Genomic DNA, 24,704 nt, shown 5'->3' with positions numbered 1-24,704 from the left:
TGACAACACAGCGCGGTTGTGGACGCTCAACGGGCAACTGCTCCAAGAATTCAAAGGGCATCAAGGCTTAGTCAATAGTGTGAGTTTCAGCCCGGACGGCAAAACCATCGCCACGGCATCTGATGACAACACAGCGCGGTTGTGGACGCTCAACGGGCAACTGCTCCAAGAATTCAAAGGGCATCAAGGCTTAGTCAATAGTGTGAGTTTCAGCCCGGACGGCAAAACCATCGCCACGGCATCTGATGACAACACAGCGCGGTTGTGGACGCTCAACGGGCAACTGCTCCAAGAATTCAAAGGGCATCAAGGCTTAGTCAATAGTGTGAGTTTCAGCCCGGACGGCAAAACCATCGCCACGGCATCATCTGACGGGACAGCGCGGTTGTGGACGCTCAACGGGCAACTGCTCCAAGAATTCAAAGGGCATCAAGGCTTAGTCAATAGTGTGAGTTTCAGCCCGGACGGCAAAACCATCGCCACGGCATCTGATGACAACACAGCGCGGTTGTGGCCTGTGGATAATTTAGACCGGTTGTTGGTGCGGGGTTGCGATTGGCTGCATGATTATTTGCAGAATAACCCCAATGTGACCGATCGCCATCTCTGTGACGATATCAAGTAAAAGCCAAGGGAAAAATTATGCATAGCTGGATTAATATCAGCTTGCCAGATAAAACGTCGTTGCGATCGCAACGAAGTGCAGTGATGCGATCGCCAGAAAACAGATTCCCATTGTACGATAGGCGATCGCCTGCATCAGCCATTTTGCACCATCCAAACCAGTTTGCCCAAAATTTGCTCAACCGGCGGTAGTGGATAATCGTTCAGGTCAATCGTCACAGTTTGCCCTTCTAGTTTAAGAAACCGCCAAACTGTACCACTCGTTACCGTTCCGTAGATGATTGAAATCGGCTGCTGCTTCTGTTGATTAAAGCGTTGATCTGCCACCATCTCGGCTAAACATTGTCCCAGTGCTGGTTTAAGGTCTTCTTTCTTCGCTTCCACCAAAACCACCGCAGGAGCCTTAATAAACAACTGCTCTGGAGAGCGACTAATGAGAAAATCGACATCACCCGTCAAATCAACCTCTGGCTGCACGCTGAACTCTTCACCCGAAAAGACACTAATTTGTCCTTTGAACTGACGTTTGACTTCTAACAAAACTGGATTGATAATACCTTCAGAACGCGCTTTTTCTGTACTGACTGCGATCGCCCAAGGCAGCGTTTCTTTCAGTGTATCTTTGAGTAAAGAACTTGGATTGACTGGGGAAATTTCAGGAAAAAAGCGATCGCCCTCAATGATCGTGAGTTGAAAATCCTCTACAGCTTTACTGAGGGTAAATTCACTATAAGGCATCAGGATTTTCCCTATTATTTTCTTATATAAAAACTATTTAATTAACCCGTAGCGACCAAGATGCTTTCAATCCCACACCCGCCGCAAATTCAAGACAAAACCCGGCAACACTGCTTCACCCGACAATTCCCCCGGATTCTCCAACACTTCCACATCTTTATCCGGTCGATAAATTTCCACCCGTCGCTGCTGCGGATTGATTAACCAGCCCAATCTCGCGCCATTGTCGATATACTCCCTCATTTTATCTTTTACGGACTTGAGGGTATCTGAACTAGAGCGTAACTCCACCACAAAGTCAGGGCAAATATTCGCAAACGTTCCTTTTTGTTCCAAAGTCAGCGCCTCCCATCGTTCTCCACTCACCCAAGAGGCATCAGGGGAGCGAGTCGCACCATTAGGTAAAATGAAGCCTGTAGAAGAGTCAAAGGCTTTACCCGGTTCACCCGCATTCCGCCACCATAAATACAACTCCCCTGAAATGTTCCAATTGCGTCTCCCAGTTTCCCAGCCTGTTGGTGGGTTCACTATTAACTCTCCTTTTGCGGTTCTTTCCAGTCTCAAGTCTCGGTTGGCTGCGGCTAAAGCAGCAAACTGTTCTTGGGTAACATACAGCCCAATGGACTTGGGCAACTCAATCAATAGGGTTTCGATTTCTGGACTAGCGGGTGTTTGTACCATGTTGACCTCTTACCAATAGGGATTCGGTAAATGATGCCTACCCTATTAACTAACAAATTCTACAAGCTTTCTTAGCGTCCGCCTCCGGCACTGTACGATCGCCCAAGGGTATCGAACGCAAGCGCAATTGCAGATAATTATAAGCGATCGCAATGACTGCGGGTTTTTTCTCTATGAAACGCTAGGCGATCGCAATGACTGCGGGTTTTTTCTCTATGAAACGCTAGGCGATCGCAATAACTGCGGGTTTTTTCTCTACGAAACACTAGGCGATCGCAATGACTGCGGGTTTCTTCTCTACGAAATGCTAGGCGATCGCAATAACTGCGGGTTTCTTCTCTACGAGACGCTAGGCGATCGCAATGACTGCGGGTTTCTTCTCTACGAGACACTAGGCGATCGCAATGACTGCGGGTTTCTTCTCTACGAGACGCTAGGCGATCGCAATGACTGCGGGTTTCTTCTCTACGAGACGCTAGGCGATCGCAATGACTGCGGGTTTCTTCTCTACGAAATGCTAGGCGATCGCAATGACTGCGGGTTTCTTCTCTACGAGACGCTAGGCGATCGCAATAACTGGGAGTGCAACATTTGCTTAGTCTCGGTTTTGCCAACAATTTTGCCACAACTTTGCCAAAAGATACAAAAAATGTCCCCAATTTTGCCAATATAATAATATTATTTCCCCAAATTCACTTGGCAAAAATCGGCATGAGTGAAAAACCCATAGAAGATAACGGTAAGGCTTTTCTCGTTCTACTTTTGCCCATCTCGTTTTTGATTATTTTCCTGGTTGCTACCTGGAGACTTTTACTAGCGTTAATTGTGTTGGTAATTGGCTTCAAGCTTTGGCAGGAATATCAATGGCAACAGTGGACTGTTCGAGTTAACCCAATTTTTCATCAGTTGGTTCGCGAAAATCAGGGCAGACTTACGCCAATGGACTTGGCAATCAGGGGCAATTTTCCTGGAACAACGGCAAAACGCTACTTGGATACTAAAGCCTCGGAATTTGGTGCCAGTGTACTGAACTCCGAAGATGCGGGGCAGTCTTATTACTTTATAACTGCCAGCATTCTCGGCAATATCCTCGACAGTAGTGAGCCTGTTAAAGAACTTACTGCTCAACCAGTTTCTAAAACTGCCCGATCGCTCTTAGCACCACCGCCACAAACTTTACAGGAGGAAGAACTAGAAACCGAATCATTGCCAGAGCTAACCCATGAGGAAGCTAAACGATCGCTGGAAAAACAGTTAGTTTTTGGCTCTCTGATCCAATCCGAACTCGCCAAACGGCTAAATGTCTATTCCAGCACGGTTTATAAACGGCGAAATGATCCAGAATTTCCTGAGTGGAGTCGCGGCAAAGATCCTGATAGTATTGCCTGGTCATACTCGGAAAAAACTAAGGAGTTTTTCCCAGTGGAGGAAGAAGGATAACAATATTAACAAGAAAGAATTCAGGAGTCAGGAGCCAGAATTCAGAATTGAATTATGTGCGACACTTCGACAAGCTCATTGACCACTGGTAGATAGCGCAGCGCGTTCGCTCTTAGCGTCTCGGAGAGAAGGATTCCACGTACCCCCTTGCTCAAGCAGCGTCTCGTAGAGAGGTTCTAAATAAATGGGTTTAAGTCCCTCCCTTAATTGATTCTGAATTCTGAATTCTGAATTCTGTATTCTTCTTCAATTACTTTTGATTTTTGAATTCTAAACCCACAGCTTCGTTGATGGAATTTAATCCGCTTTGTTCTAGTTTGTCTAGCAAACCTTGAAGAATCCGGCGTACCATCAGCGGCCCTTCGTAAATCCAGCCTGTATAAACTTGGATTAGGCTAGCACCAGCAATAATTTTTTCCCAAGCATCTTCTGGGGAAAAGATGCCACCAACGCCAATAATTGGGATTTGTCCTTGAGTTTGCTGCCAAATAAAACGAATTACCTCAGTGGAGCGATCGCGCAATGGTTCACCGCTAATTCCGCCAGCTTCTGACTGGGGTGATTTACCCGTTTGGTCAATCACCTGGGTTTTTAATCCATCACGGCTGATGGTGGTGTTAGTGGCAATAATTCCTGCCAGTTGGTAGGTCTTAGCCAAAGAAATAATGTCAGCGATCGCAACCCAATCCAAATCTGGGGCTATCTTGACAAAAATTGGTTTTTGTGCAGTATTTTCTTGTTGTAATAATTCTAAGATGGCACTGAGCATCGAAGCATCTTGGAGCGATCGTAACCCTGGTGTATTGGGAGAAGAAACATTAACAACAAAATAATCTCCCAAATCCTTGAGTAAGCGAAAACTATCGAGATAATCTTGTGCAGCTGTTTCTAGGGGAGTTATCTTAGATTTACCCAAATTTATCCCTATGGGTATTGACTGGGTTAATTTCTGTTTTTCCTGTGCCAAACGTGCCGCCATTGCTGCTGCACCACTATTATTAAAGCCCATCCGATTGAGAGCAGCTTTGTCTAACGGCAAGCGAAACAAACGGGGACGCGGATTTCCTGGCTGTGCGTGAAAAGTTACAGTTCCTAGTTCCGCAAAGCCAAAACCCAGGTTAGACCAAATGCTAGCAGCGACTCCATCCTTGTCAAAGCCAGCTGCTAACCCTACGGGATTTGGGAAGTTTAGCCCAAACAAATTTTGTTCTAGACGTGAATCGTAGAGGCACAGGGATTTTTGTAAGCGTTGGTTTACCCAACTAGCAGGGGTTTGCGATAGCCAGCTAAAACTGCGAATCGTCTGCTGGTGCAACCACTCAGGGTCTGGTTTTACCACATTGAACAAAAGCGGACTAATTGCAAATTTATAAATATCCATTAGCTTTGATTTTTGGATCTAGTACTTTGTCAAGCTAGTTTTGACGGTTTTTAGTAAGGACTTGAGTGCTGAAAAAATAAGGACTAAAGTCCTGACTACAAACTTGCTTATCCATCAATTTAAACTTGGCTAGAGTATTAGCACAGATCATTTGAAATGGGAGAGTTGAGGGTACGGAATGTGGTTATAATAAATCGGCGGGTATGTAATTTCCGCACAAGTATTTGGAACGATTGTGTTTTACCAATCAAATAAAAGAGCCAACTTTTAGTGTGTGAGGGTAAGTTTATGAGTACTTTGAAAATTTTATCCATGTCTACTGCTGGAGCAACATTTATCGCTCTGAGCTTAGGATTAGGAATACAACAGACGCAAGCATACACTCTTTTTAATGACCAGACAACTTTTCAGAATCAACTAGACAATTTTATTGTTGATGATTACGAAAGTTCTGGATATCTTAATGGTGATATTCTTAACCAGCCAGGCTTAGTCATTCATACCAATGCTTCCATGAGTAGCGTGCTTGATGAGACGCGATATCAGTCAACAACTACATTTGAGGGTAATGGATTTCCACCTGGCTCTGGGTATAACCTGATAGTAGCAAGAGGCTCTGGTAACAGATATTGTACTGGTTGCAATGGTTCTTTCTTGTTAGATTTTACCCAAGCATCTGTAGCGAATGCACTTGGTGTATTTGGTGCAGGTTTTGATATATTAGCTGACACTGATTACTTTGCTCATGTCACTTTTGGAGATAATACTGAGCAAGATTTTTCATTAGCAGGCAAAAACTTTTTTGGCATTACATCTGATACGAGTATTAAGAGTTTTAATATTGGACTTGTGGGTGGGCAGCCAACTATTGAGGGTTACATCGAGATTGACAACTTGACAATTGGCTCAAAATCTATACCTGAAGCTGACACAATCGGATCAATAGTAGCAGTTGGATTTTTTGGGATTATGTTAAAGAAAAAACTCGCTGTGAAAAAAGCCTAAATAGCTCTTAGGCATTTGCAACAAATAAATATATTCAATATAACCCGTCGAACTCACGTTGATTTAAATCATGCCCACGTAACTTTTTTCAGCATTTGTTTCTAACAGGTTGCATAAAAAATACCCTCACTTATGGGTAAGAGTATTGGAATATTGCTATGAAATAAAACACTTCTTTAACTGTATAACAAGGACGAACTTATCCTGCTTAGGAGGCTTTTTGCTTACGCTTTATCATCCAGCCCATGACACCAGCAAGTGCTACGACACCAAGAGTACTGGGTTCAGGAACAGAGGTAATCGCTACTTTCGTTCTGAAGATGGCATAATTGCGATCGCTGCTCGAGTCGTTGTCCAGCGAGTCATGCCATATAAAGTTTGCTTGCGAAGATATACCTGGAATCGTACCCCAAGGAGCAGTTCCTTGTGGAGCCGAGGCCTGTGGGATATTCCAACTAGCGCTACCTATTTCGCTAGCGACAGTTGTTAATAAAGGAACATCACCAAACTCACCCGGATTTGCACCACTACCAATTTGGTATACCCAATCGCTGGTATTTGATAAGAGGGAACCGCCATCAGGCAATTTGAACTCGCCTATCCAGTTTTGTGGTCCGCCATCATCCCAAGCTAGGACATACAAGTAGTCTCCGTCATTGGCATTGAAGTTGAAGATTTCAGGCAAAGACCAGTTAAATACGCCAGGATTGCCAGATGTACCCTTCTCGTTTCTACCAACAAATGTCAACTCGCTACCGTCCACTTTACCGTAGTAAAGACCATAATGGTTATCTGCTGTAAGGGTTGCTGTAACACTGACAGCGTGCGCCGAAGTTGTTCCAGCTAACAATAAAGCAACTGATCCTAACATCCCTGTAAGCCTAAGTTTGAGAGAATTAGGACTTGAAGTGAAAGTAAAACTCATTTTGCTCTCCAAAAAAGCTCAAATTTAGATTGTACTGACACACATCGTCAAACAACAGACGTATTATATTGATAAAATACTTAATTGCGATCGCTATTTGAGCTTTTTACAAAATAAACATAATGTATTATTTATTTTTTTATAAAAGTAAATATATTTAAGCCATAGTATCCAAGGGTTGCGGCTTTTTTACAGTATCTTTACTTAAAATAAAGCTTCTATAAAGTGATAACTGTTCACTGTTCATTGATTTGAGAGTCTTGTCTGGACGAAATGCGTGACAGCCTATTACTCAGAGTCCTTTTCTGGGCATCTTATATATTACAAGTTATGTTAAGCAATAAATCAGATGGGGCAGCCGCAAAAATCTATAGCCGCCGAACAGCAGATCCTTTTGTTAGGGCGCGTCCTCCAGAGCCTTAGGGAAGAAGATGATGTTGACGTTCTGATTGAAACTACTATTTCTTATCTCAAAGAGCAGTTTGACTACAGACTGATTTGGATTGCTCTTTACGATCGCCTAAATCACATATTATTTGGCAAAGGGGGGATGACACCTGATAATGACACCAGCTTTTTACGACAAAGGGTTGTTCTCAGTCCTGGGGATTTATTAGAGCAAGTGGTGATTGAACAGCATCCCTTGGGCGTAGCTGATTTGCAAACTGAAATCCGTGCCGCCGAATGGCGAAAAGTTGCCGAAAAGTTCCACATCCAAGGAACGATTATTTTACCAATTCGCTATAAAGACCGTTGCCTGGGTGTGTTGTTATTGGGTTCAGAACGCTGGGGCTATCTCCTGACAGGAGAAATAAAAGCACGTTTGATGATGGTTTTAGGCGAGTTGGGGGCAGTGCTTTATCAAAATGAGATGCATTTGCAGCAAAAGCAAACCAAGCGAACCGACGAGCCATTATTAGAATTACTAGAAAATTTACGCAGCCTCAGTAACCTTAATCAAAAACTTGAAGCAGCAGTGCAAGCAACTCATAAATTTGTCTCCCCCAACCGGACAAATATTTACTGGTTTGAGCGAGAAGGGCGCTACTTTTGGTGTCGGATGAGCAATCAGCTTGTCAACATTGATCGCAATTCCACCAGTCAGCAAGCAGCAGGAATGACTGTACAGGAGTTGAGCGATTTTTATTATGCTTTATCAGTTAACCAAATTGTTTCGATTGGTGATGCACGCAGTTCTTTAAAGAGCCATTTTACGGCAAAATTGCTGCAACGGTTGAAGGTGCGATCGCTTTTGGCAGCTCCAATCATCTGGCAAAAAAACCTACTAGGTTTTCTGGCGGTGGAAAGCAATGAACCTCGAATCTGGACGGAGACAGACAAAAATTTTGTCCAAGGTGCTGCTGGCTTAATTTCCCTGGTTGCACCCACGGAAAACATGGAAAGCACCATCAAAAAGATTCAAGAGGATGCCCAGCTGAGTGGCCAAGTTGCCCAAGGTATCTATAACGAACATGACCTTCAGGAAACTTTACACCTCTGTGCTAAAAGAGTTTTAGCCAGGCTTGGTGCCACACGCTTTTTACTGTTGCAGCATGACCCTGAGCAGAATAATTATCAATTTATTTACCAAAACCAGCCCCATAATCGCCGACCGTTGACATTTAGCCTCAATATTCTCAAAGAATTAGATGGAGAGCTTTTACAACGTTCAACTCAAGCGGTGGAGATTGAAAACTTAGATGAAGATTTACGCTTTTTTAACTGGCGTCCCCCTTTATTAGAAAATGGTGTGCGATCGCTACTTATTTGTAAATGCACTCAGGGTCATATCCCAGTAGCGCTTTTGGTCATCACTCACGAAACCCATCGTTCTTGGACAACTCTGGAAAAAGAATTGCTGTGGACTGTCAGCCAACAGATAGGTGTCATTGTTCGTCAGTGGCAATTGCACAACCGCACCACCCAGCAGCAAAAAGTTTCCCAGGCATTTGAGCAATCCCTACGCATCCTGACACAATCCCAGAACAGCAAAATCGAGGTCGAAAAAAATCATTTAGAACGCACCGCACTCGAACAAATAGCATCAATTTTGGGCTGTCCCCTAGCGGTACTGCTATCCTGGTCGCCTGGTGAAAGTTGGGCAGAAATTATCCCTGGAGTAATTGAAAATAGCCAACTTGGGATTTTTTCTGATGCATCTATTTCTGTCCAGGCTGAAGCCTTAATTCAGTGGGCACTTGCTACGGAAAGTTACCTAACTTTGAAGGTAGATAATTTACCGCCGGAAACTCGAAAATGGTTGAATGCTCCAGACAAAGGTCAAATTTTCGTGATGGCATTACGTACCAATGCTGACCATGAAATCACAGGTGTAGTGTTGTTGGCAGACTATCAAGAGCGTCGCTGGTCAGAACAAAGCCTCAGTGCAACAGCAACTCTGATTTCTCAATTAGCCTGGTGGCGTCGTGAAAAGCAAATTACCCGACTTCTAGAATCCACAACAGAGGAATTACGCCAACTCAACTGGTACAAACATCGTCGCCTAGAGGAAATTCAAAGAATAACGGCGCACTCCCTTAAACAAATACATGATTTGGGCATTCCTGCTAATGAACTGACTCAGATGCGCTACCAGCTATTGCTGCGGCAGTTAGATCACACAGCCACCTCCATGAGTGGAATGCTCAAACTTGAGCAGTGGCAGCTACATATCAGTTGGGAAACTATGCCCATAGCTAGTTTACTAAAGCGATCGCTCGAACGCATCGAAAATTTACTTAAACAACAAAAGCTGTGGATTGGTGTACATGGTTTGGGACAACCAATTGATGAGCAAGAGTCGCCAAAGAATTCTTCCCTTGTTAGAGGCGTTCCTACCTCCAGCGCTCAACCTTCAATGGCGATCGCTGGTGATATTGTCAAAATTGAATTAGTTATCCATGAATTGTTGGTTACTGCCTGTAACCGTTCTCAAATCGGCGGCAGAATTGATATTTGGTGTCGCCGTTTAGATGCATCTAAAAACGCAGATGCAAAGCGTGATTCTGCAAGGGTAGGGGCTGATCATCAAGCATTGCTAGAGCTATCGATTACATACAACGGTGCGATCGAACCACAGTTACTTACAGAACTACATCAAAATATACCCAAGGATGTACTTGCTTCCTCCAACCTCGACCAACCACCAGCTTTACATTTGTTGATCTGCCAAAACCTTATGCAGGAGTTGGGAGGAGAGTTGAATTTCTATCAATTACCAGATAATCGGGTAGTTAGCCGCTTGTTGTTGCCGTTAGTTGGTAATGATTCTTAGTACTATTTTTCCAAGCAAGTGTTAATAAATAAGCTTGAGTAACAAAAAATCACTGGAGAAATATATCAATGAGTTTTAGATACTTCAAGCATTGGTTGAGATTTAGTTCAATCCAAAGCATTATTGTTTTAGCTCTAATATCAATTCCTAACTTGTGTGGTGCATATGCTCAGACTACTCCTAAAGGGGGAATTGATTGGATTTTAGTAGTAGATACTTCTGCTTCAATGCGTGGTGTAGGTGGAACGAAAAACATTTTTGAGCCAGTAAAGAATTCTGTTACTGAATTTGTTAACACGGCCAGATTAGGCGATACAGTTACTATTTATAGTTTCGCTCAAGATGTCACCTTAAATGCCAATGATGTCAGTATTACTAGTAATGCAGACAGAGGTAAACTCAAGCAAATAATTAGCTCACTTCAAGCTCAAGGTGTGCGTACTCATACAGGTAAGGCTGTGGAAAAGGCTTTGCAACATTCCGCCCTGTTAAACAAACGTGCTGATGCTCTTGGTCGTACTGTCAGTATAGTATTTATGACAGACGGATTAGAAGATGTGCGTGGTATTCCTAATCCTATTTCTATACCTAGTAATACCCAATTTTTACGTGAGCAACAATGCAAGCCCTATATATTTTTTGTATCTTTAGGATTAAAAGAACACGAAAAGCAGTTGAATGACTTTGCTAGCAATCCAGCGCTTTGCGGGAAAGGACGGGTATTGCGAGATCCTGGAGGAGTTAAACTCAATAAGCTGGCTGAAAATATCCGACCAGTGCTAATTACACCTAAGCTTGATGTCAATTTACCCACTGCCAATTTGCAGCCAGTATTACCTGGAACAACTACTGAACCGTTCAATATTAATGGCATCAGTAATGTCAATGGTAAGGTAAGTTTGCAACTGGAAGACCCTCAGCAAAGTGGTATTCGCTTAATTCCACCCGATCGCACCATCGAGTTAGTTGCTAATCAAGCAACAGTCATTCCCGTGCGTTTACAGATACCAGCAGAGGCAAAGGGGGGCGCTAGTAGCTTGCGCTTGGTGTTAGCGATCGCAGACCAAGCGATTGCACCGATTACAATTGACCTACCTATAACCATTAAGTCAAAACTACAAATACAACCGACAAAGATAGATTTTGGCTCAATTGAAGCAGGTAAAACTACTGAAACTCAAAGTTTGTTAGTTAACACCAATATATCTGGAACAGCTAGCTTACAACTGCAAGGCAATTCCAAAGACGTGTCTGTGGCAGAACCTTCAGCAGCTATATCCTTACAACCAGGAGAAACTAAAATTCCTGTGCAGTTACAGGTTACTGATAGCAGTTTTGCAGGCGATCGCACCTTCACCTTAGTCCTAACCCCAGATAATCCGATTGTTAGTCCTGTCAGTGCGGAAGTTCATCTACATATTTTGATGCCACTGGGACGAAAAATAGTAATTTGGTTGCTCTTACTGCTGTTGGTGTTGTTAATTGCCCTGATAGTAGTTTGTCTGATTCAACGCAAAACCCCCTTAGAGTTAGTCGAACATTTCCGCAACCGTAAGTACTTAGAAGGGGCGCTGGTAGTGCTGGAACCACGGCCACAATCATCGGAAGACGAAGAGATTAGTCTCACTCACCAGCACAAGAGCAAAGTATGCTTAAGTGAATTAATACCAGTAATAGCTGGCACAAATTCTGATGCCGAGTTAGTCACAGTTTGGCGGGCAGGCAAAAAGAATATAGATTTACATTGTTTGAAAGGTGTAATTTTTGTCAATACTAAAAATATAAATACAGATGAACTCTACGACGAGGACATCATCGAGATTGGCAACGTTAAGCTGCAATTTAACTGGATTGAACACCAAAGACCCTCTGAGTCAAGCAGTGGGCAGACAAACTTTTGAATAATATTACAGGAAAGTGAATGTTAAGTCCCACGGTTGTGCGTCCCACGGTTGTTTTTCGACCTACCGTTGTTATCGGGTTAGGAGGAACGGGTTATGAAGTTGTACTCAAACTCAAAAAGCGATTTATAGATATTTACGGCTCAGTGCCAGAAGTTATTCGTTTTATTTCAATTGATACTACCGAAAACATCCAAGAACGAGAAAAATCACCTGATGGCACCAAGGTGATCTTAGAACCTAACGAACTTTACGCCATCTCTGTAGCAAATCCGCTACCGCTAACACTTAACGACCACATCGCTGAATGGTGGCCTAGGAACATTCCAGCAAACGCTCTGATAAATGGTGCTGGACAGATTCGAGCACGGGGGCGGCTGGCTTTATTTGCTAAAGTAGCCAATATTAACGCTTTAATTGCTCAAGCAATCAATTCTGTACGCGAAATTCGCAATAACAAACAAGTATTTGCAGATAACTTTCAAGTTTCCAGTCGGGATGGTGTCGAAGTTTTTATTGTTGGCAGTTTGGCAGGTGGGACGGGCAGTGGTACATTCTTAGATGTGGCATTTTTAACACGAGAACATCTTAATAATTTTTCTAATATTACGGGGGTATTTGTTTTACCGAGAGTGTTTGCCAATATTGCCCAAACTCACTTGGTGAAGTCTAATGCTTATGGCGCTCTCAAGGAAATCGAACACTTTTGGGAATTGTCACCCTCTAATAGTATTGAGATTGATTATGGAATCAGAAAAGTCAAAGCCGATCGCCCTCCCTTTGATGCTGTATTTTTAATTGATGGAGTTAACAAAAATGGAACTGTAGTCGGTCGTCCAGATGATTTGCAAAATTTAGTTGCAGATGGCTTATACATCCAGATTGGTTCTCAAATCGGTCTAGATGCTGCTAACGTTGCTGATAACATTCGGGCTTATCTAGCAAATGGTGAAAAAGTTCGCGGACGCAATATAAATTACTGTAGTTTTGGCTTTGCTACCCTGACTCTGCCAGTGCAACAATACGATCGCATGAAATTAGAAGATGCTCAAAACTTATTAAAGAATGAGTTAATGGCATCTCCTCCAATAATAGATTTAGAAAACGAAATCACCCGATTTTTAGAAGATTCTAACTTAGCAGACGCTACTACCGTCCTGAATGCGTTAACTGAAAGCGATCGCGGCGGACAAATAAAACCCGAATTCCGAATTGGCGAAATGCGTTACGATCACACAGCTTTGCCGACGATTAAAGAACTCTACAAACGGCAGTTAGATCAATTTGAACAACGGACGGCTCAAGAATTGGGATTGAGCTTTTATCGCTTACAACAGACTACAACTGGTGCGATCGCAACTTGGTGGGAGCGAAGTATCAACCGTTCCAATGGATTAGCTTATGTCTTGCAATTTTTAACCAAACTTTCCCCAAAACTGGATGAATTGCAACAGAGTGTGCAGCGCAAATCGCAAGAAGCACAATCGAGCTTCAATGCTTTGAAATTAGAAGCCCATGAAGAAAAGCTTAAAGAAGCTTCAGAAACTTTCTTTAAAAATAAAAATACTATTCAAGCAGCTTGCCAGAGGTACAAAGAACGGGCTGACCAAAAGTGGAAAACTTATTTACATTGGAAGCGGTGTGATAAAGCGGCTGAACTCTATGGTGTGCTGCGGGTTAAGGTAGAGGAAATCCAAGAAAAGTGCCAACGTCTACATAGCAACTTAGATAAAGTTTATCGAGATTTAGAACAGAATTATAGCGAGGTCAGCCGTCAAGGAAGTAACGATAATCCTTTTATTCACACTATTCAGCGAATTAATCTGCAAACGAAACGCCCCAAAGTCACTGGTGAAGATTTTATCCGTTGGTATCGAGAACAGTCTCAAAGTTTAACGAATTGGTCTGAAAAAAAAGCTGAAGATGTCAAGAACGAAATTCTAAAATTTGTCGATGAAGCTTACTATCCTCTTACCAGTATGACTGTTGAGCAAGTTTTAGCAGATAGCAACCCAGAAGATGCCGGACAAGATTTGCAACAACTTGGTAAACTTGCAGTTCCTCTCTGGCAGTATGAACTAGCGGAAATTCCCATTCAACAACAACACTTAATCACAGAATTTTATTACTACGGAGTAGAGAGTAACAATACAATTTTTAGTAATCCACCTCTTTCTAGTCGCTTGCCGAGAGGAAATAATAATCCTTCTTTCGTACCGACAGGCGACCCCCATAAAGTGATGCTGTTTCGAGTGGAAGTTGGTGTCCCCTTATTTGCCTTCAACGGCATGAAAGAACTGGAGTCAGCTTATCTAGATCCGAATAAAGTTTTCAAGCATTTACATCGCAATTGGACAAACTTACCCAATTTAATTCCACAGGAAGATGATGGTGGGGCGTTGCGTTGGTTTGCCTTAGCGTTGGCACCTGATCCTTATAAATTGATTGTCAATCAGAATAGGAAATATTTGGTTTCTACAGAACAAGCCAAAAGATCAGATGACGGAGTTTTGCTATTGGGAGGCGATCGCAAGTCAGCATTTCAAGCTTTCAAACGTAACTTGCGCCTAATTAAAGAAATTACTGAAAAAATTGAGCGTATTACCGAGGAAGACCAAGAAAAAGCGAAAGTTGTTCTGGAGAAGTACACCAATCACCTCAATCAGGTTTTAAGGGGAGGTAGGGTTGATGCCCAGATTAAAGAACAGGTGGAAATGGAAATCCAGGAAATTGAAGATTACCTCGAAGGTATAGGTGGGATTATTTAGCCCCGTAGTCTAGGCTCTAAGAATGTTTTTATGCCCAAACCAACTATTTTACTTGCACTCGATCCTCACAGTGCCGCTTTTTGTGCAGCCATTAAACGGCAACTGCAAGAATTTCCAACCGAGCAAAGCTGTTTAATTAAAACTTATACTTTAACTTGGGATGGCCAAACTTTTGGCTTTAGTGCTGAGTTAGATCAGTTTGCTGATCCGAGTTTTGATCTCGCTCAAACTCATAGTAAACAAGCTTATATCTCCAAAATTCGGACTCAGTTCACCGAAGCGACTGGCGAACTGCAAACTGCACTGATCGATTTATTGAAAACGGCTAATCAATCAGCGATCGCAGCTAAACGCCAAGGAGTGAAAATCGGCAACAGCCATCGAATATATCTGATGCTGTCAGTTAGTAATCAATTTACTAGGGGAGTCGTTTTTGAAATAGTACGCTTGATTCGTTGGCTATTTTCTAAGTACTTCATAGATATTCCTTACAGCTTAGAAGCGTTATTGCTACTACCAGGGTTATTTAGCAAAGCCACAAATGCTGATTACGGTGCTGCTTACGCGCTTCTGAAAGAGTTAGATTACAAAATGACTACTGAAGTTGCAATTATAGGTAATCAAAAAGCACCACCTTTTGATAACTGCTGGCTGATGGATAACCAAATTGGGGAACTGAGAGATAATTTGCCCAGCTATGCTGATGCTTTGGCAGGTTTTCTTACCGTGGAACCGGAAGGCAACGGCTTATTGATTGGCGCACAAAAAGTCCGGGGTAAAATACCCGCCTATAGTGCATTTGGTTATGGAGAGCTATTTTTTTCAGGAGAAATAACTACTAACCGTTTGAGTGCTGCCTTAGCTGCCGATATTATGATCGAGCAGTTTTTGCCGAAGGCAGAATTCACTCCAGAGGCAATTCGCAAATGTCTCTTAGATGCCAAAGGATTTGTACTCAGCGAAGATTTCAGCAATGCTTTTCTTGGATTAGAACGAGAAAATGGCAAACCAGTTTGGCAAGATTTTAATCCGCGCCTTGAGATGCATACAGGCCAGGCTCAGGAATATGGGATGGAATTGCAGCGTGCTTTTCGGCAATTTGAAAATAAAGAGTTACTTTCCTGTAAGCGATCGCTGGAAACTTGTTGTAAACAATTACAGGTAACACTAACCACTTTCTTAGACAATACCATTAATCGCTATGCTGATGCTACACCTAGAGGTTTACATGAAGTAGCTAGGCTATTAAACATATTGACCTTTTTGCATTTGGAACTACAAACGGATGCCATTGGCGATCAATCCCAGAATCTAGTTACAGAATTGCGTGTGGCGGAAGCATTTCTCGACTCCAGATTGCAGGTAACAATTAATCAAGAAATTACCCAAAAGCTGCTCAACCAAATTCTGTCCTTAAAATCGCGGCAGCAACAATTACAAAATACTTTAGCTGAAAGAAATTCTGAAGAAGAACTGCAAGAACTTCAAACAACTCAGAAACAGCTAGAAACGGCAATTGCTGACTATCGCCAAGAGTTAAATGCAGAAATCGAACAAACTCGAAAAAATCGTTTTATAGCGATCGCTGGCGCTCGTGAACAAGCCGCAGCTGCGATCGTTGTAGCTCAAAATCACCTAACTGCCATTGAAAATCAACTTGAAACAGCCACAGATCAACTAAGTGAACTGCTAGCAGAAGAAAACCAATTTCGCTCTCAATATCTCGTCATTTATCCTATTTTGGTTGCTACTGCTTTATTCGGCTTGCTGATTCTGACCGGAATTTTTAATCAATCAACACTATTACTGTTATTGCAAAAGTTTTGGGCTAACTTAGTTACTTACCTACTTTGGGCTGCGGCAGCAATTCTGACTTACTTGGGTATCCTTTGGCTAAAGTACAGTACTAACATTCGCGGTCGAATTCAGAAGGTTCAGAAACAAATTAAACGACTAGAAAGCTCTATTAAAGCAACCATTGTAGAATTACGTCGTAGCTATAATGAACAATTAAAGTTGGAGTATGATTTATACGCCCAAAATCTCCGCGTCGAGGCATTGAATTATCTGATTAAAATAGCTAAACAAAGAGCTGAAACTTTACGGCAAACTCTTAGCAACTTGTCTGAGATATATAATGATTTGGTTGCTCAACGCGAGCAAGCTACGACGAACTTCTCAGAAGTTAGACTCACAGTTCTCACCGATGCCGATATTGATGCTTATTACCAAAGTTTTCTGGCTACATTACCAACTGAGACATTCACTCAGGAACGAATTAGCCGATCTCAGTCATGGAAAATTTCTGCTGAAGAATTTCAAAAGCAACTTATCCCCTTTGCTCGCCGGCAGTTTGACCAATTAAGCAATTTGTCCATTGGGGAAGTATTAAAACAACCAGATTTAATTGCACAAAACACTGCTAATTTGCGTTTAAATCAACTTTATAATAGCGCTAACTTGTTGCTGCGAATTCAGGATATTGACGCTAACTTAAACCCAACTTCTCAACGAGAGATTACCCTCTGGGTAGGAGCAAAAGATAAAGAACAAATTTTTGGGATTTACAGTCGATTTAGTCGCACTTTAACCGCTTTGGTAGCTGAAGATGAGCAGAGATTGTGTGTTTTGACCCGTTCGTTAGGCTTTCCGGCTTATTTTCTCGGTCAAATTGAGTTTTATCGAGACTGTTATGAACGGACTCAGAGTGAACAAATCGACGAAGACGTAAACATTCCCGATTTAATCCCAGAGGAAATTGGTTCTGGTAGGGAATTAAAATTAGCTTATCAAACTTTGCTTTTAGCGATCGCTCTTGGGCTACTATCCCAGCATTCTCAAGGTGATTATCAATTCAACGATCGCTCACTTGGTAAAGATCGAGAACAAATTGCCTTAGCTTTAGCAACTGAGTTTACCTTTCAGGAACTCTATGGAAACTTAGAAGAACGTATCGAAACATTTGAACGTGATTTCGTTTACCATAAATTACAGGAATTAGGAACATCTGCTTCATATTTAAATCATTACGAAGGTAAGCTTTTAGATCATCTACTCTTAGAGTATAATCCTCTGAATTGAGCATTAAATCACCCTCTTTTGCTTCTTTAAAAATTTACCCCCAACCTTTTCCCTACAACGGCTACGGTTTACACACAAGTCATTGAATTACCCAAAAATTTTGAAAAACCTCACCCTGGTTCTGCTACGCAAAACCTGTCCCTCTCCTTACTAAGGAGAGGGAAAGATTTACCCTTGGGTAAAGCGAGGGTGAGGTTTTGATTTGTGGGTTTAGTTTTAAGAGAGAGGTCAAAAATAACTCTAAAGATAGATTGACATTATATTTATTCACCGAAATGATCTTCCCTTCCTAGCAAACTGGTTATAATTGTCTTCCATCTCTTTCAGAAATCAAATTCTTATCTACACAGTATTTATATGGGACGTGTTCGTTCTAAATCTGACCTACCGACAAAAATATGTCCGGTATGTCAACGTCCTTTTACATGGCGTAAAAAGTGGCAAGATTGCTGGGACGATGTGAAATACTGCTCAGAACGTTGTCGTCGTCGCCGTTCTGAAGCTCAAAATGAAACTTAACCGCAACACAGACGCAAATAGCGCAAGGGATTAATGGAGTCACAGGTGCAACCTAAATTAATTATTCACGGAGGGGCTGGTAGTTCTCTCCACGGTAAAGGAGGATTGGAGGCGGTGCGCCGATCGCTCTATACAGTAGTAGAAGAAGTCTATGCTCTGCTATTGTCGGGAGCAACTGCCTCTGAGGCGGTGTTACAGGGTTGCCAAATGCTCGAAGATAACCCCCGCTTTAATGCTGGTACTGGTTCAGTACTGCAATCTGATGGGCAAATTCGGATGAGTGCTTCTCTGATGGATGGCGCATTAGGGCGGTTTAGTGGTGTGATTAATATCTCGCGGGTGAAAAATCCCATTGAGTTGGCACAATTTTTACAAAACTCACCAGATCGAGTGCTATCAGATTTCGGCTCGGCTGAGTTGGCGCGAGAAATGCAAATTCCCAGCTATAACGCTTTAACTGATTTGCGGTTACAAGAGTGGATACAAGAACGCCAGGATAATTTTAAAAGCACAATGGCTGGCGTGGTAGCAGAACCCGAACTGCTAGAAACCAGTAATGCTGGGCGTGGTACCATCGGCGTGGTAGCTTTAGATGCCTCTGGTAGGCTAGCTGCTGGTACTTCCACTGGTGGTAAGGGCTTTGAGCGGATTGGAAGGGTAAGTGATTCGGCGATGCCAGCAGGTAATTATGCTACTTGTAATGCTGGTGTCAGCTGTACTGGAATTGGGGAAGATATCATCGATGAGTGTTTAGCCGCAAGGATTGTAGTCCGTGTCACTGATGGGATGTCCCTGAAGGATGCCATGCAACGATCGCTTGGGGAAGCGCACCAGAACAAACGGGATTTGGGAGCGATCGCTTTAGATGCCAGTGGAGCGATCGCTTGGGGGAAAACTAGTGAAATCTTACTCGCCGCCTACCACGATGGCGAGAAAATTGGCGACACTTTAGAGTGGAATGATAGTGAATTGACTGGCTATTGTTGAATCAGTTTCAATGCTTCGGCTAAAGTTTCTTGTTCGTTAACCATAGCTGCTAATTCTTCGGTTTCATAACGCCCTTCAAAAGCTTCTAGCGCCGCTCTTTTCAGTGCCACTTGATATCCTTGTTGCAGAATATCGATTAATTCGGCTTGATTCAAGTAAAAACCATCGGATTTGCGGCGCTTGTTGATTTTGTTGATTTCACGCACCGTATTTTCTATCGAAACATCCCAAGAGCGAGTAGAACGTTTTTCAGCTTTTTGTTTGATTAAATGGATGAGAAGAATCACACCATAACTATCAATTTTATTGATTTTGTCACTTAGACTCATTTCTTCTAACTCATCCACCAACAGCAGCGCCTCATGGATTTTGCCTTGTTCTAAAAGTTGTCTAAGTTCTAGCAATTCTTCCATCTGGTAACTCACCTCAAAAAGAGTGCGTGGCAATCCTGACTTCTGTAATTAGCCGATCTTGGATTTCAGAGGGGTCAGCTGTCTGAAAAAATAGTTCCAATGCCTCAACCAAATTACTCCGTGCTTCTTCGATGGTATTACCTTGGCTAGCAATATCGAGTTCTGGACAAAGGGACACATAGCCCTTTTCCTCACGCTCAATAATCGCGGTAAATTGTTTTGTTTTTCTCATACTTTACCTCTAGTTAAATCAGCTAATCTGATGATTTAATTATCGCTTTATTGGCTCTTCCTCCGCCAACTTGGTTTCACCACTTGACGACTACGGGCAATTACCAGAGAATTATCAGGGACATCTTCTGTCACAGTGGAACCAGCAGCCACGTAGACATCATCACCCAAGGTAATTGGAGCCACTAAAACGCTATTGGAACCCGTTTTTGTCCGATCGCCTATTTTAGTCCGATGTTTCTTCACGCCGTCATAATTGGCAGTAATTGTACCGGCACCAATATTCACCTGATTGCCGACAACGCTATCACCTATGTATGATAAATGTGCCGCATTAGTGCGATCGCCTAATTGGGTATTTTTCAATTCCACAAAATTCCCTACACGGCAACCAGCACCCACTTGTACCTGACCGCGCAAATGAGCATAAGGGCCAATTCGGCTTCCCGCTTGCACAGTACTATCTGTAACCACTGAATATTGCACTGTGACATTTTCAGCCAACTGGCTATTTTCAATTAAACTCCCCGGACCAATGTGACTTCCGGTTTGAATCACCGTATTTCCCCGCAGGTGAGTTTGGGGTTCAATAATTACATCTGCCTGTAATTCTACCGTATCATCAATGGTGATGCTTGTGGGGTCGATGAGAGTAACACCCGCCAGCATCCATTTTTCCTTGACTCGCCTTTGCAAAATCTCTGCTGCTGTTGCTAGTTGCAGGCGATCGTTAATGCCGAGAATTTCTTGATAATCCTCTACATCGACTGCGATCACTTGTCCCACCTGAGTTACGGCATCGGTAAGATAGTATTCTTTTTGGGCATTGTTTGCTTGTAGATGTGGTAGCACCTTTGCCAAATCTTGCCAGCAAAAGCAGTAAACCCCAGCATTAATCCGGTGATTTTGTCTTTGGGCAGCAGTACAATCTTTATGTTCGACCATTTGCTGCACAATATTTTCATCGTTACAAAAGACGCGCCCATAGCCTGTGGGGTCAGGTAGGTGCGAGGTGAGAATGGTGGCAGCATTCTGATTTTGGGCGTGAGTTTGTAACATCTGCTGAAGGGTTTCGCTGCGTATCAACGGTAAATCGCCGTTAAGTATTAGTAAATCCCCAGTGTAATCTTCCAAGTGAGGAAGTAATTGCTGAATAGCATGACCTGTCCCCAGTTGCACAGTCTGTTCAACAAACTCCAAATTGGGAATTGAATGCATGGCGGCTTTTACTTCCTCGGACTGATACCCCACAATTACGATTCGCCGTGAGGGTGAGAGTGGTTCAACACTTTCAAGAACTCTCTCTATTAGCGATCGCCCACCCAAAGAATGTAAAACCTTGGGTAAGCGTGATTTCATCCGTGTGCCGCGTCCCGCCGCTAGAATTGCTACAACTACCATAATTAGCTATCAGCTATCTGTAAAATTGTGGTTAATGCCATTGGTAAGTAAGTAAACACAATGTCATTGCGTTAGGCGCAGCTATGCCAAAGGGCAATTCATGAATTGCCCCTACAGCGTGTAGTTTTGCGTAAGTCCTAACTTTGAGATGTCGGCTCAAATCATACCAGCTAATCATAGAAGACAGAAATATCAATTACTTAAAACTCTCTATTTTGGTAAGAGGGAATAAACTCGGCAAACTGCTGCATTAATCGAGGATTGCGCCAACCCGAATCAGTTTCTTCTAGCATCACTGAAAGCGCTTCTGCTGAAGTAAAAGCTCTTTTGTAAGGTCGTTCGCTAGTCAGGGCATCGTAAATATCAATTAACTGAAATACTTGCGCTAGGTAGGGAATATCATTCCCTTTCAGTCTATCAGGATAGCCTGAGCCATCCCAGCGTTCGTGGTGATGGCGAATAATCGGAATTACACCCCGCATACTGCGTAGTGGCTGGCAGATTTTTTCGCCAATCAAAACGTGCTGCTGCATGATCTGCCAATCTTCGGGGGTGAGTTTGCCTGTTTTCAGCAGCACCGCATCGGGAATACCCACCTTGCCGATATCGTGGAGATAACCACCCCACCTTAAATCTCGAATTTGGTAGCGTGAGAGGTTGAGGTATTCACCAAAAACTTGTCCCAGTTTTACCAGGCGTTCACAATGGTTGCCTGTGTTGGGATCGCGACTTTCAATGGACATAGCAATGGAAAACAGTACTTGTTCGGCATGATCTAAGTCTTCATTTAGACGCTTCTGCCGCACCAATGACTTCACACGTGCCGCCAGTTCTACACGATCAAAGGGTTTGGTGAGAAAATCATCTGCCCCAACTTCAATTCCCCGAATGCGCGATCGCCTATCATTTAACGCCGTAATAAAAATCACTGGAATTAGCCTGGTTTGCTCATCCTGTTTGAGCAATTGGCACACTTCAAATCCATCCATTCCTGGCATCATCACATCCAGCAAAATCAAATCTGGTTGTTTTTGCGTTACCAATCCTAGAACAATGGAACCCCTGTCCGCCTCAATCACTTCATATCCTTCCATTCCTAAGAGGGCAACAGCAGTCATCCGACTGGCAGCATGATCGTCAACTACTAAAACCTTCGGCGGATCTAAATCAAACTCATTCACTTCAGAACCTTTGGCTTGTAGTGTTCTAGAAACCAATGAATCACCACCACAATTAACATCAGCTTTCATCCAAGAAGACACTGCTTGCCTATTTCCAAGCATCAGGTCTTGAGATAAGCCTAAAGAATAACCTTCTATATTTTGCGATCCTACGGCATGATTTGAATCGATACTCTTCACTCTGGTAAGTGGGTTTTACCCACTAACAATTTGTTCTATAAAGCTTGTGTGATTGGATTTCCATTGAATCACAAAGGCACTCCAATTTTTTGCATAAATTAACAGTGTCACATTTCAAAAATAAATTTAGTATTCTACTGCATCTGAGCCAGAGTTTTTATAGGGATTATGCATTATGTTAAGCTGCCTATCTGATTTTTTGCAGCATGTATTTTTTATGTTACAAGCAAGGGGTGTATTTTTGTCGATTTTTTTGCTTCTAATTCCAGTATGATAACCTCGCACAAATGTTAAACCAGGCTTTTTACGGAGATTTATGAACATTTTAGCGCCAGAAAGCATTGTAATCACTTACTTTCTATCAAGATATCGGGTTTTGAGTTTAAAGTCTTTATGGCGATCATTAAATGTATACGTGTTTACTTATTCAGTTATAGCAAGACTCAAGTATGGATACTAAATATTACATATTTGATGGTCGTACCAGTCTAAATATTTGGATTCTAAAAACTCATTGCTCAGTATCGGGAAAGGAAATCAGAATTTTTAGAAAAAAAATTTATGCTCAAAAGCTAGCTGGGACAAAATTTCAGTATAGTTACATAGGACTTACTACAAACTTCGAGAGTGCTGAGTAGGAAATCTTACTTCTTTACTCAGAACTCGGAAAATAGGAACTGTTTTACCCAATGCCCCATGCCCAATAATCAATTTGTTGTTTCCCCACCTTGGCTGTTTGAACATCGAGAAGATCCGCAAGTCGTTATTGTGGATTGTCGCTTTTCTTTAGCCGATCCACAACTAGGGCAACAACAGTACCAAACAAGTCATATAGAGAAGTCATATTACCTAGATTTAAATCAGGATCTTTCCAGTCCAGTAGGTAAGCATGGCGGCAGACATCCTTTACCCAACCCCAATGATCTAGCTAACAAATTTGCGGCGATTGGGGTAAATTATCAAAAAACTCTGGTTGTAGCTTATGATGATTCGCGCTTTGCTTTTGCGGCTCGTTTGTGGTGGCTGTTGCGCTATCTAGGACATGAGCAAGTAGCGGTACTGGATGGAGGATTTGCTGGATGGCAAAAAGCCGGGTATCCTGTTACGGATGTGATTTCTCAACCTCGTATGGGTACGTTTGTAGCTGAAGTACAAACAGAAAAGTTGGTGGATATTACAGTGGTGAGAAGTCGGAAAGATAAACCAGAGGTATTATTGCTAGATTCAAGAGAGAGCGATCGCTACCGAGGTGAACGAGAGCCAATTGATAAAATTGCTGGACATATTCCCGGTGCAGTTAACTATCCCTGGCAAGAAGTTACAGATTCTTCCGGCTATTTACTTCCTCAACATGAACAACGCCGTCGGTGGGAGAAAGTAGAAACAGCCGAGGAAATCTTAGTTTATTGCGGTTCTGGAGTTACTGCTTGTGTAAATTTACTTTCTTTAGAATTAGCTGGCATTAGCAAGGGTAAACTTTATGCTGGTAGCTGGAGTGATTGGATTAGTTATATGTAGCCATTGGTCATTGGTCGAATGGTACTAAGAAAAGCCCAAAGGCTTGTGTCACCTCGTTCCCAGTCTAAGACTGGGAATGTATTCTGAGAGGCTCTGCCTCTCGTCAAGAAAGAGGAGGCGGAGCCTCCCAATAGGATTCCCAGCCTAGAGGCTGGGAACCAGTCAGGGCAAGCGCTGTATCTTAACCAGAACTTACGCATTGACAAAAAAGACAATAAATGTAGTGTAGAAAATCAGAAAATAATAGGCGATCGCTAGCAGTAGAGGACTGGAAAGATGGATAATTTACACTGTCTCTATTGAGGGTATGGCAATCAGAGTAACTACCAAGCCATCCACGGCAAAGTGTGATCTCAACACTTACACTTTATTTTTATTGGCAGAATCAAAGTATCCAGGCTGCACACGTTTAGCAGATATTATGGAATATTTCTCACATGATAGTGTCAACAGATT

General features: G+C 42.6%; 20 protein-coding genes and 1 pseudogene. 11 read left to right on the top strand and 10 right to left on the bottom strand.

The window, feature by feature from the left end:
* Nucleotides 1-625, top strand: a 625-nt coding sequence (locus F8S12_RS04765) for a WD40 repeat domain-containing protein (RefSeq protein ID WP_196515144.1), incomplete at its 5' end; no start/stop codon positions are given.
* Here the strand turns inward: F8S12_RS04765 and F8S12_RS04760 are convergent.
* The 4 genes from F8S12_RS04760 to F8S12_RS04745 all read right to left on the bottom strand — a co-directional run bounded on the left by F8S12_RS04760 (nucleotide 618) and on the right by F8S12_RS04745 (nucleotide 2,669).
* Nucleotides 618-767 (bottom strand): hypothetical protein, encoded by a 150-nt coding sequence (locus tag F8S12_RS04760; protein ID WP_196515143.1) that lies wholly within the window; start codon nucleotides 765-767, stop codon nucleotides 618-620. The genes F8S12_RS04765 and F8S12_RS04760 overlap by 8 nt on opposite strands.
* Nucleotides 760-1,362 (bottom strand): hypothetical protein, encoded by a 603-nt coding sequence (locus F8S12_RS04755; protein WP_196515141.1) that lies wholly within the window; start codon nucleotides 1,360-1,362, stop codon nucleotides 760-762. Before F8S12_RS04755 ends, F8S12_RS04760 begins: the two co-directional genes overlap by 8 nt.
* Nucleotides 1,363-1,428: 66 nt before the next feature.
* Nucleotides 1,429-2,043 carry a Uma2 family endonuclease gene (locus F8S12_RS04750; RefSeq protein WP_196515139.1) on the bottom strand — a complete coding sequence of 205 codons (615 nt, stop codon included), beginning with the start codon at nucleotides 2,041-2,043 and terminating at the stop codon, nucleotides 1,429-1,431.
* 137 nt (nucleotides 2,044-2,180) lie between these two features.
* Nucleotides 2,181-2,669: a hypothetical protein gene (locus F8S12_RS04745; protein WP_230967797.1), complete on the bottom strand. Its 489-nt coding sequence runs from the start codon at nucleotides 2,667-2,669 to the stop codon at nucleotides 2,181-2,183.
* Between the two features lie 85 nt (nucleotides 2,670-2,754).
* Between F8S12_RS04745 and F8S12_RS04740 the strand changes: the two genes are divergently transcribed.
* Nucleotides 2,755-3,483, top strand: a complete 729-nt coding sequence (locus tag F8S12_RS04740; RefSeq protein ID WP_196515147.1) for a hypothetical protein — start codon at nucleotides 2,755-2,757, stop codon at nucleotides 3,481-3,483.
* A gap of 250 nt (nucleotides 3,484-3,733) precedes the next feature.
* On the opposite strand, the gene F8S12_RS04735 is transcribed toward F8S12_RS04740, so the two are convergent.
* Entirely contained in the window at nucleotides 3,734-4,864 is a 1,131-nt protein-coding gene (locus F8S12_RS04735; protein WP_196515137.1) for a quinone-dependent dihydroorotate dehydrogenase, read from the bottom strand.
* Between the two features lie 288 nt (nucleotides 4,865-5,152).
* Between F8S12_RS04735 and F8S12_RS04730 the strand changes: the two genes are divergently transcribed.
* Complete coding sequence (locus F8S12_RS04730; RefSeq protein WP_196515135.1) at nucleotides 5,153-5,869, top strand: hypothetical protein; 717 nt, start codon at nucleotides 5,153-5,155, stop codon at nucleotides 5,867-5,869.
* Between the two features lie 208 nt (nucleotides 5,870-6,077).
* Here F8S12_RS04730 and F8S12_RS04725 read toward each other — a convergent pair whose 3' ends face one another.
* Nucleotides 6,078-6,794, bottom strand: coding sequence for a PEP-CTERM sorting domain-containing protein (locus F8S12_RS04725; protein ID WP_196515133.1), 717 nt, complete (start codon nucleotides 6,792-6,794; stop codon nucleotides 6,078-6,080).
* A 349-nt stretch (nucleotides 6,795-7,143) separates the two neighbouring features.
* Between F8S12_RS04725 and F8S12_RS04720 the strand changes: the two genes are divergently transcribed.
* The 6 genes from F8S12_RS04720 to F8S12_RS04695 all read left to right on the top strand — a co-directional run bounded on the left by F8S12_RS04720 (nucleotide 7,144) and on the right by F8S12_RS04695 (nucleotide 19,324).
* A complete protein-coding gene (locus F8S12_RS04720) occupies nucleotides 7,144-10,068 on the top strand; it encodes a GAF domain-containing protein (protein WP_196515131.1) in 2,925 nt (974 codons plus the stop codon).
* A 68-nt stretch (nucleotides 10,069-10,136) separates the two neighbouring features.
* The gene (locus F8S12_RS04715) at nucleotides 10,137-11,969 is read left to right on the top strand and encodes a vWA domain-containing protein (protein WP_196515126.1); all 1,833 of its coding nucleotides are present in this window, start codon (nucleotides 10,137-10,139) and stop codon (nucleotides 11,967-11,969) included.
* Nucleotides 11,970-11,989: 20 nt separating this feature from the next.
* Nucleotides 11,990-14,737: a tubulin-like doman-containing protein gene (locus F8S12_RS04710; protein WP_196515124.1), complete on the top strand. Its 2,748-nt coding sequence runs from the start codon at nucleotides 11,990-11,992 to the stop codon at nucleotides 14,735-14,737.
* A 30-nt stretch (nucleotides 14,738-14,767) separates the two neighbouring features.
* Nucleotides 14,768-17,818 carry a hypothetical protein gene (locus tag F8S12_RS04705; RefSeq protein ID WP_196515122.1) on the top strand — a complete coding sequence of 1,017 codons (3,051 nt, stop codon included), beginning with the start codon at nucleotides 14,768-14,770 and terminating at the stop codon, nucleotides 17,816-17,818.
* A gap of 357 nt (nucleotides 17,819-18,175) precedes the next feature.
* Nucleotides 18,176-18,337 (top strand): DUF2256 domain-containing protein, encoded by a 162-nt coding sequence (locus F8S12_RS04700; RefSeq protein WP_196515120.1) that lies wholly within the window; start codon nucleotides 18,176-18,178, stop codon nucleotides 18,335-18,337.
* 33 nt (nucleotides 18,338-18,370) lie between these two features.
* Entirely contained in the window at nucleotides 18,371-19,324 is a 954-nt protein-coding gene (locus F8S12_RS04695; protein ID WP_196515119.1) for an isoaspartyl peptidase/L-asparaginase, read from the top strand.
* Here F8S12_RS04695 and F8S12_RS04690 read toward each other — a convergent pair.
* The 4 genes from F8S12_RS04690 to F8S12_RS04675 all read right to left on the bottom strand — a co-directional run bounded on the left by F8S12_RS04690 (nucleotide 19,315) and on the right by F8S12_RS04675 (nucleotide 22,730).
* Nucleotides 19,315-19,737, bottom strand: coding sequence for a DUF29 family protein (locus tag F8S12_RS04690; RefSeq protein WP_196515145.1), 423 nt, complete (start codon nucleotides 19,735-19,737; stop codon nucleotides 19,315-19,317). The genes F8S12_RS04695 and F8S12_RS04690 overlap by 10 nt on opposite strands.
* A gap of 13 nt (nucleotides 19,738-19,750) precedes the next feature.
* A complete protein-coding gene (locus F8S12_RS04685; RefSeq protein ID WP_196515118.1) occupies nucleotides 19,751-19,969 on the bottom strand; it encodes a type II toxin-antitoxin system HicB family antitoxin in 219 nt (72 codons plus the stop codon).
* Nucleotides 19,970-20,016: 47 nt separating this feature from the next.
* Complete coding sequence (glmU, locus tag F8S12_RS04680; RefSeq protein ID WP_196515117.1) at nucleotides 20,017-21,369, bottom strand: bifunctional UDP-N-acetylglucosamine diphosphorylase/glucosamine-1-phosphate N-acetyltransferase GlmU; 1,353 nt, start codon at nucleotides 21,367-21,369, stop codon at nucleotides 20,017-20,019.
* A gap of 200 nt (nucleotides 21,370-21,569) precedes the next feature.
* Nucleotides 21,570-22,730: a response regulator gene (locus F8S12_RS04675; protein ID WP_196515116.1), complete on the bottom strand. Its 1,161-nt coding sequence runs from the start codon at nucleotides 22,728-22,730 to the stop codon at nucleotides 21,570-21,572.
* Between the two features lie 696 nt (nucleotides 22,731-23,426).
* Here F8S12_RS04675 and F8S12_RS04670 point away from each other — a divergent pair.
* Together F8S12_RS04670 and F8S12_RS40305 are read left to right on the top strand one after the other, a co-directional pair.
* Nucleotides 23,427-24,248: a sulfurtransferase gene (locus F8S12_RS04670; protein ID WP_196515115.1), complete on the top strand. Its 822-nt coding sequence runs from the start codon at nucleotides 23,427-23,429 to the stop codon at nucleotides 24,246-24,248.
* Nucleotides 24,249-24,561: 313 nt separating this feature from the next.
* A pseudogene (locus F8S12_RS40305) lies at nucleotides 24,562-24,704 on the top strand (IS701 family transposase); the annotation flags it as partial.

The sequence above is a fragment of the Nostoc sp. WHI genome (assembly GCF_015714725.1).
Lineage (GTDB): Bacteria > Cyanobacteriota > Cyanobacteriia > Cyanobacteriales > Nostocaceae > Nostoc.
The sequence above is the reverse complement of the archived record's forward strand: the minus strand, read 5'-3'. Positions and strand labels throughout refer to the sequence as shown.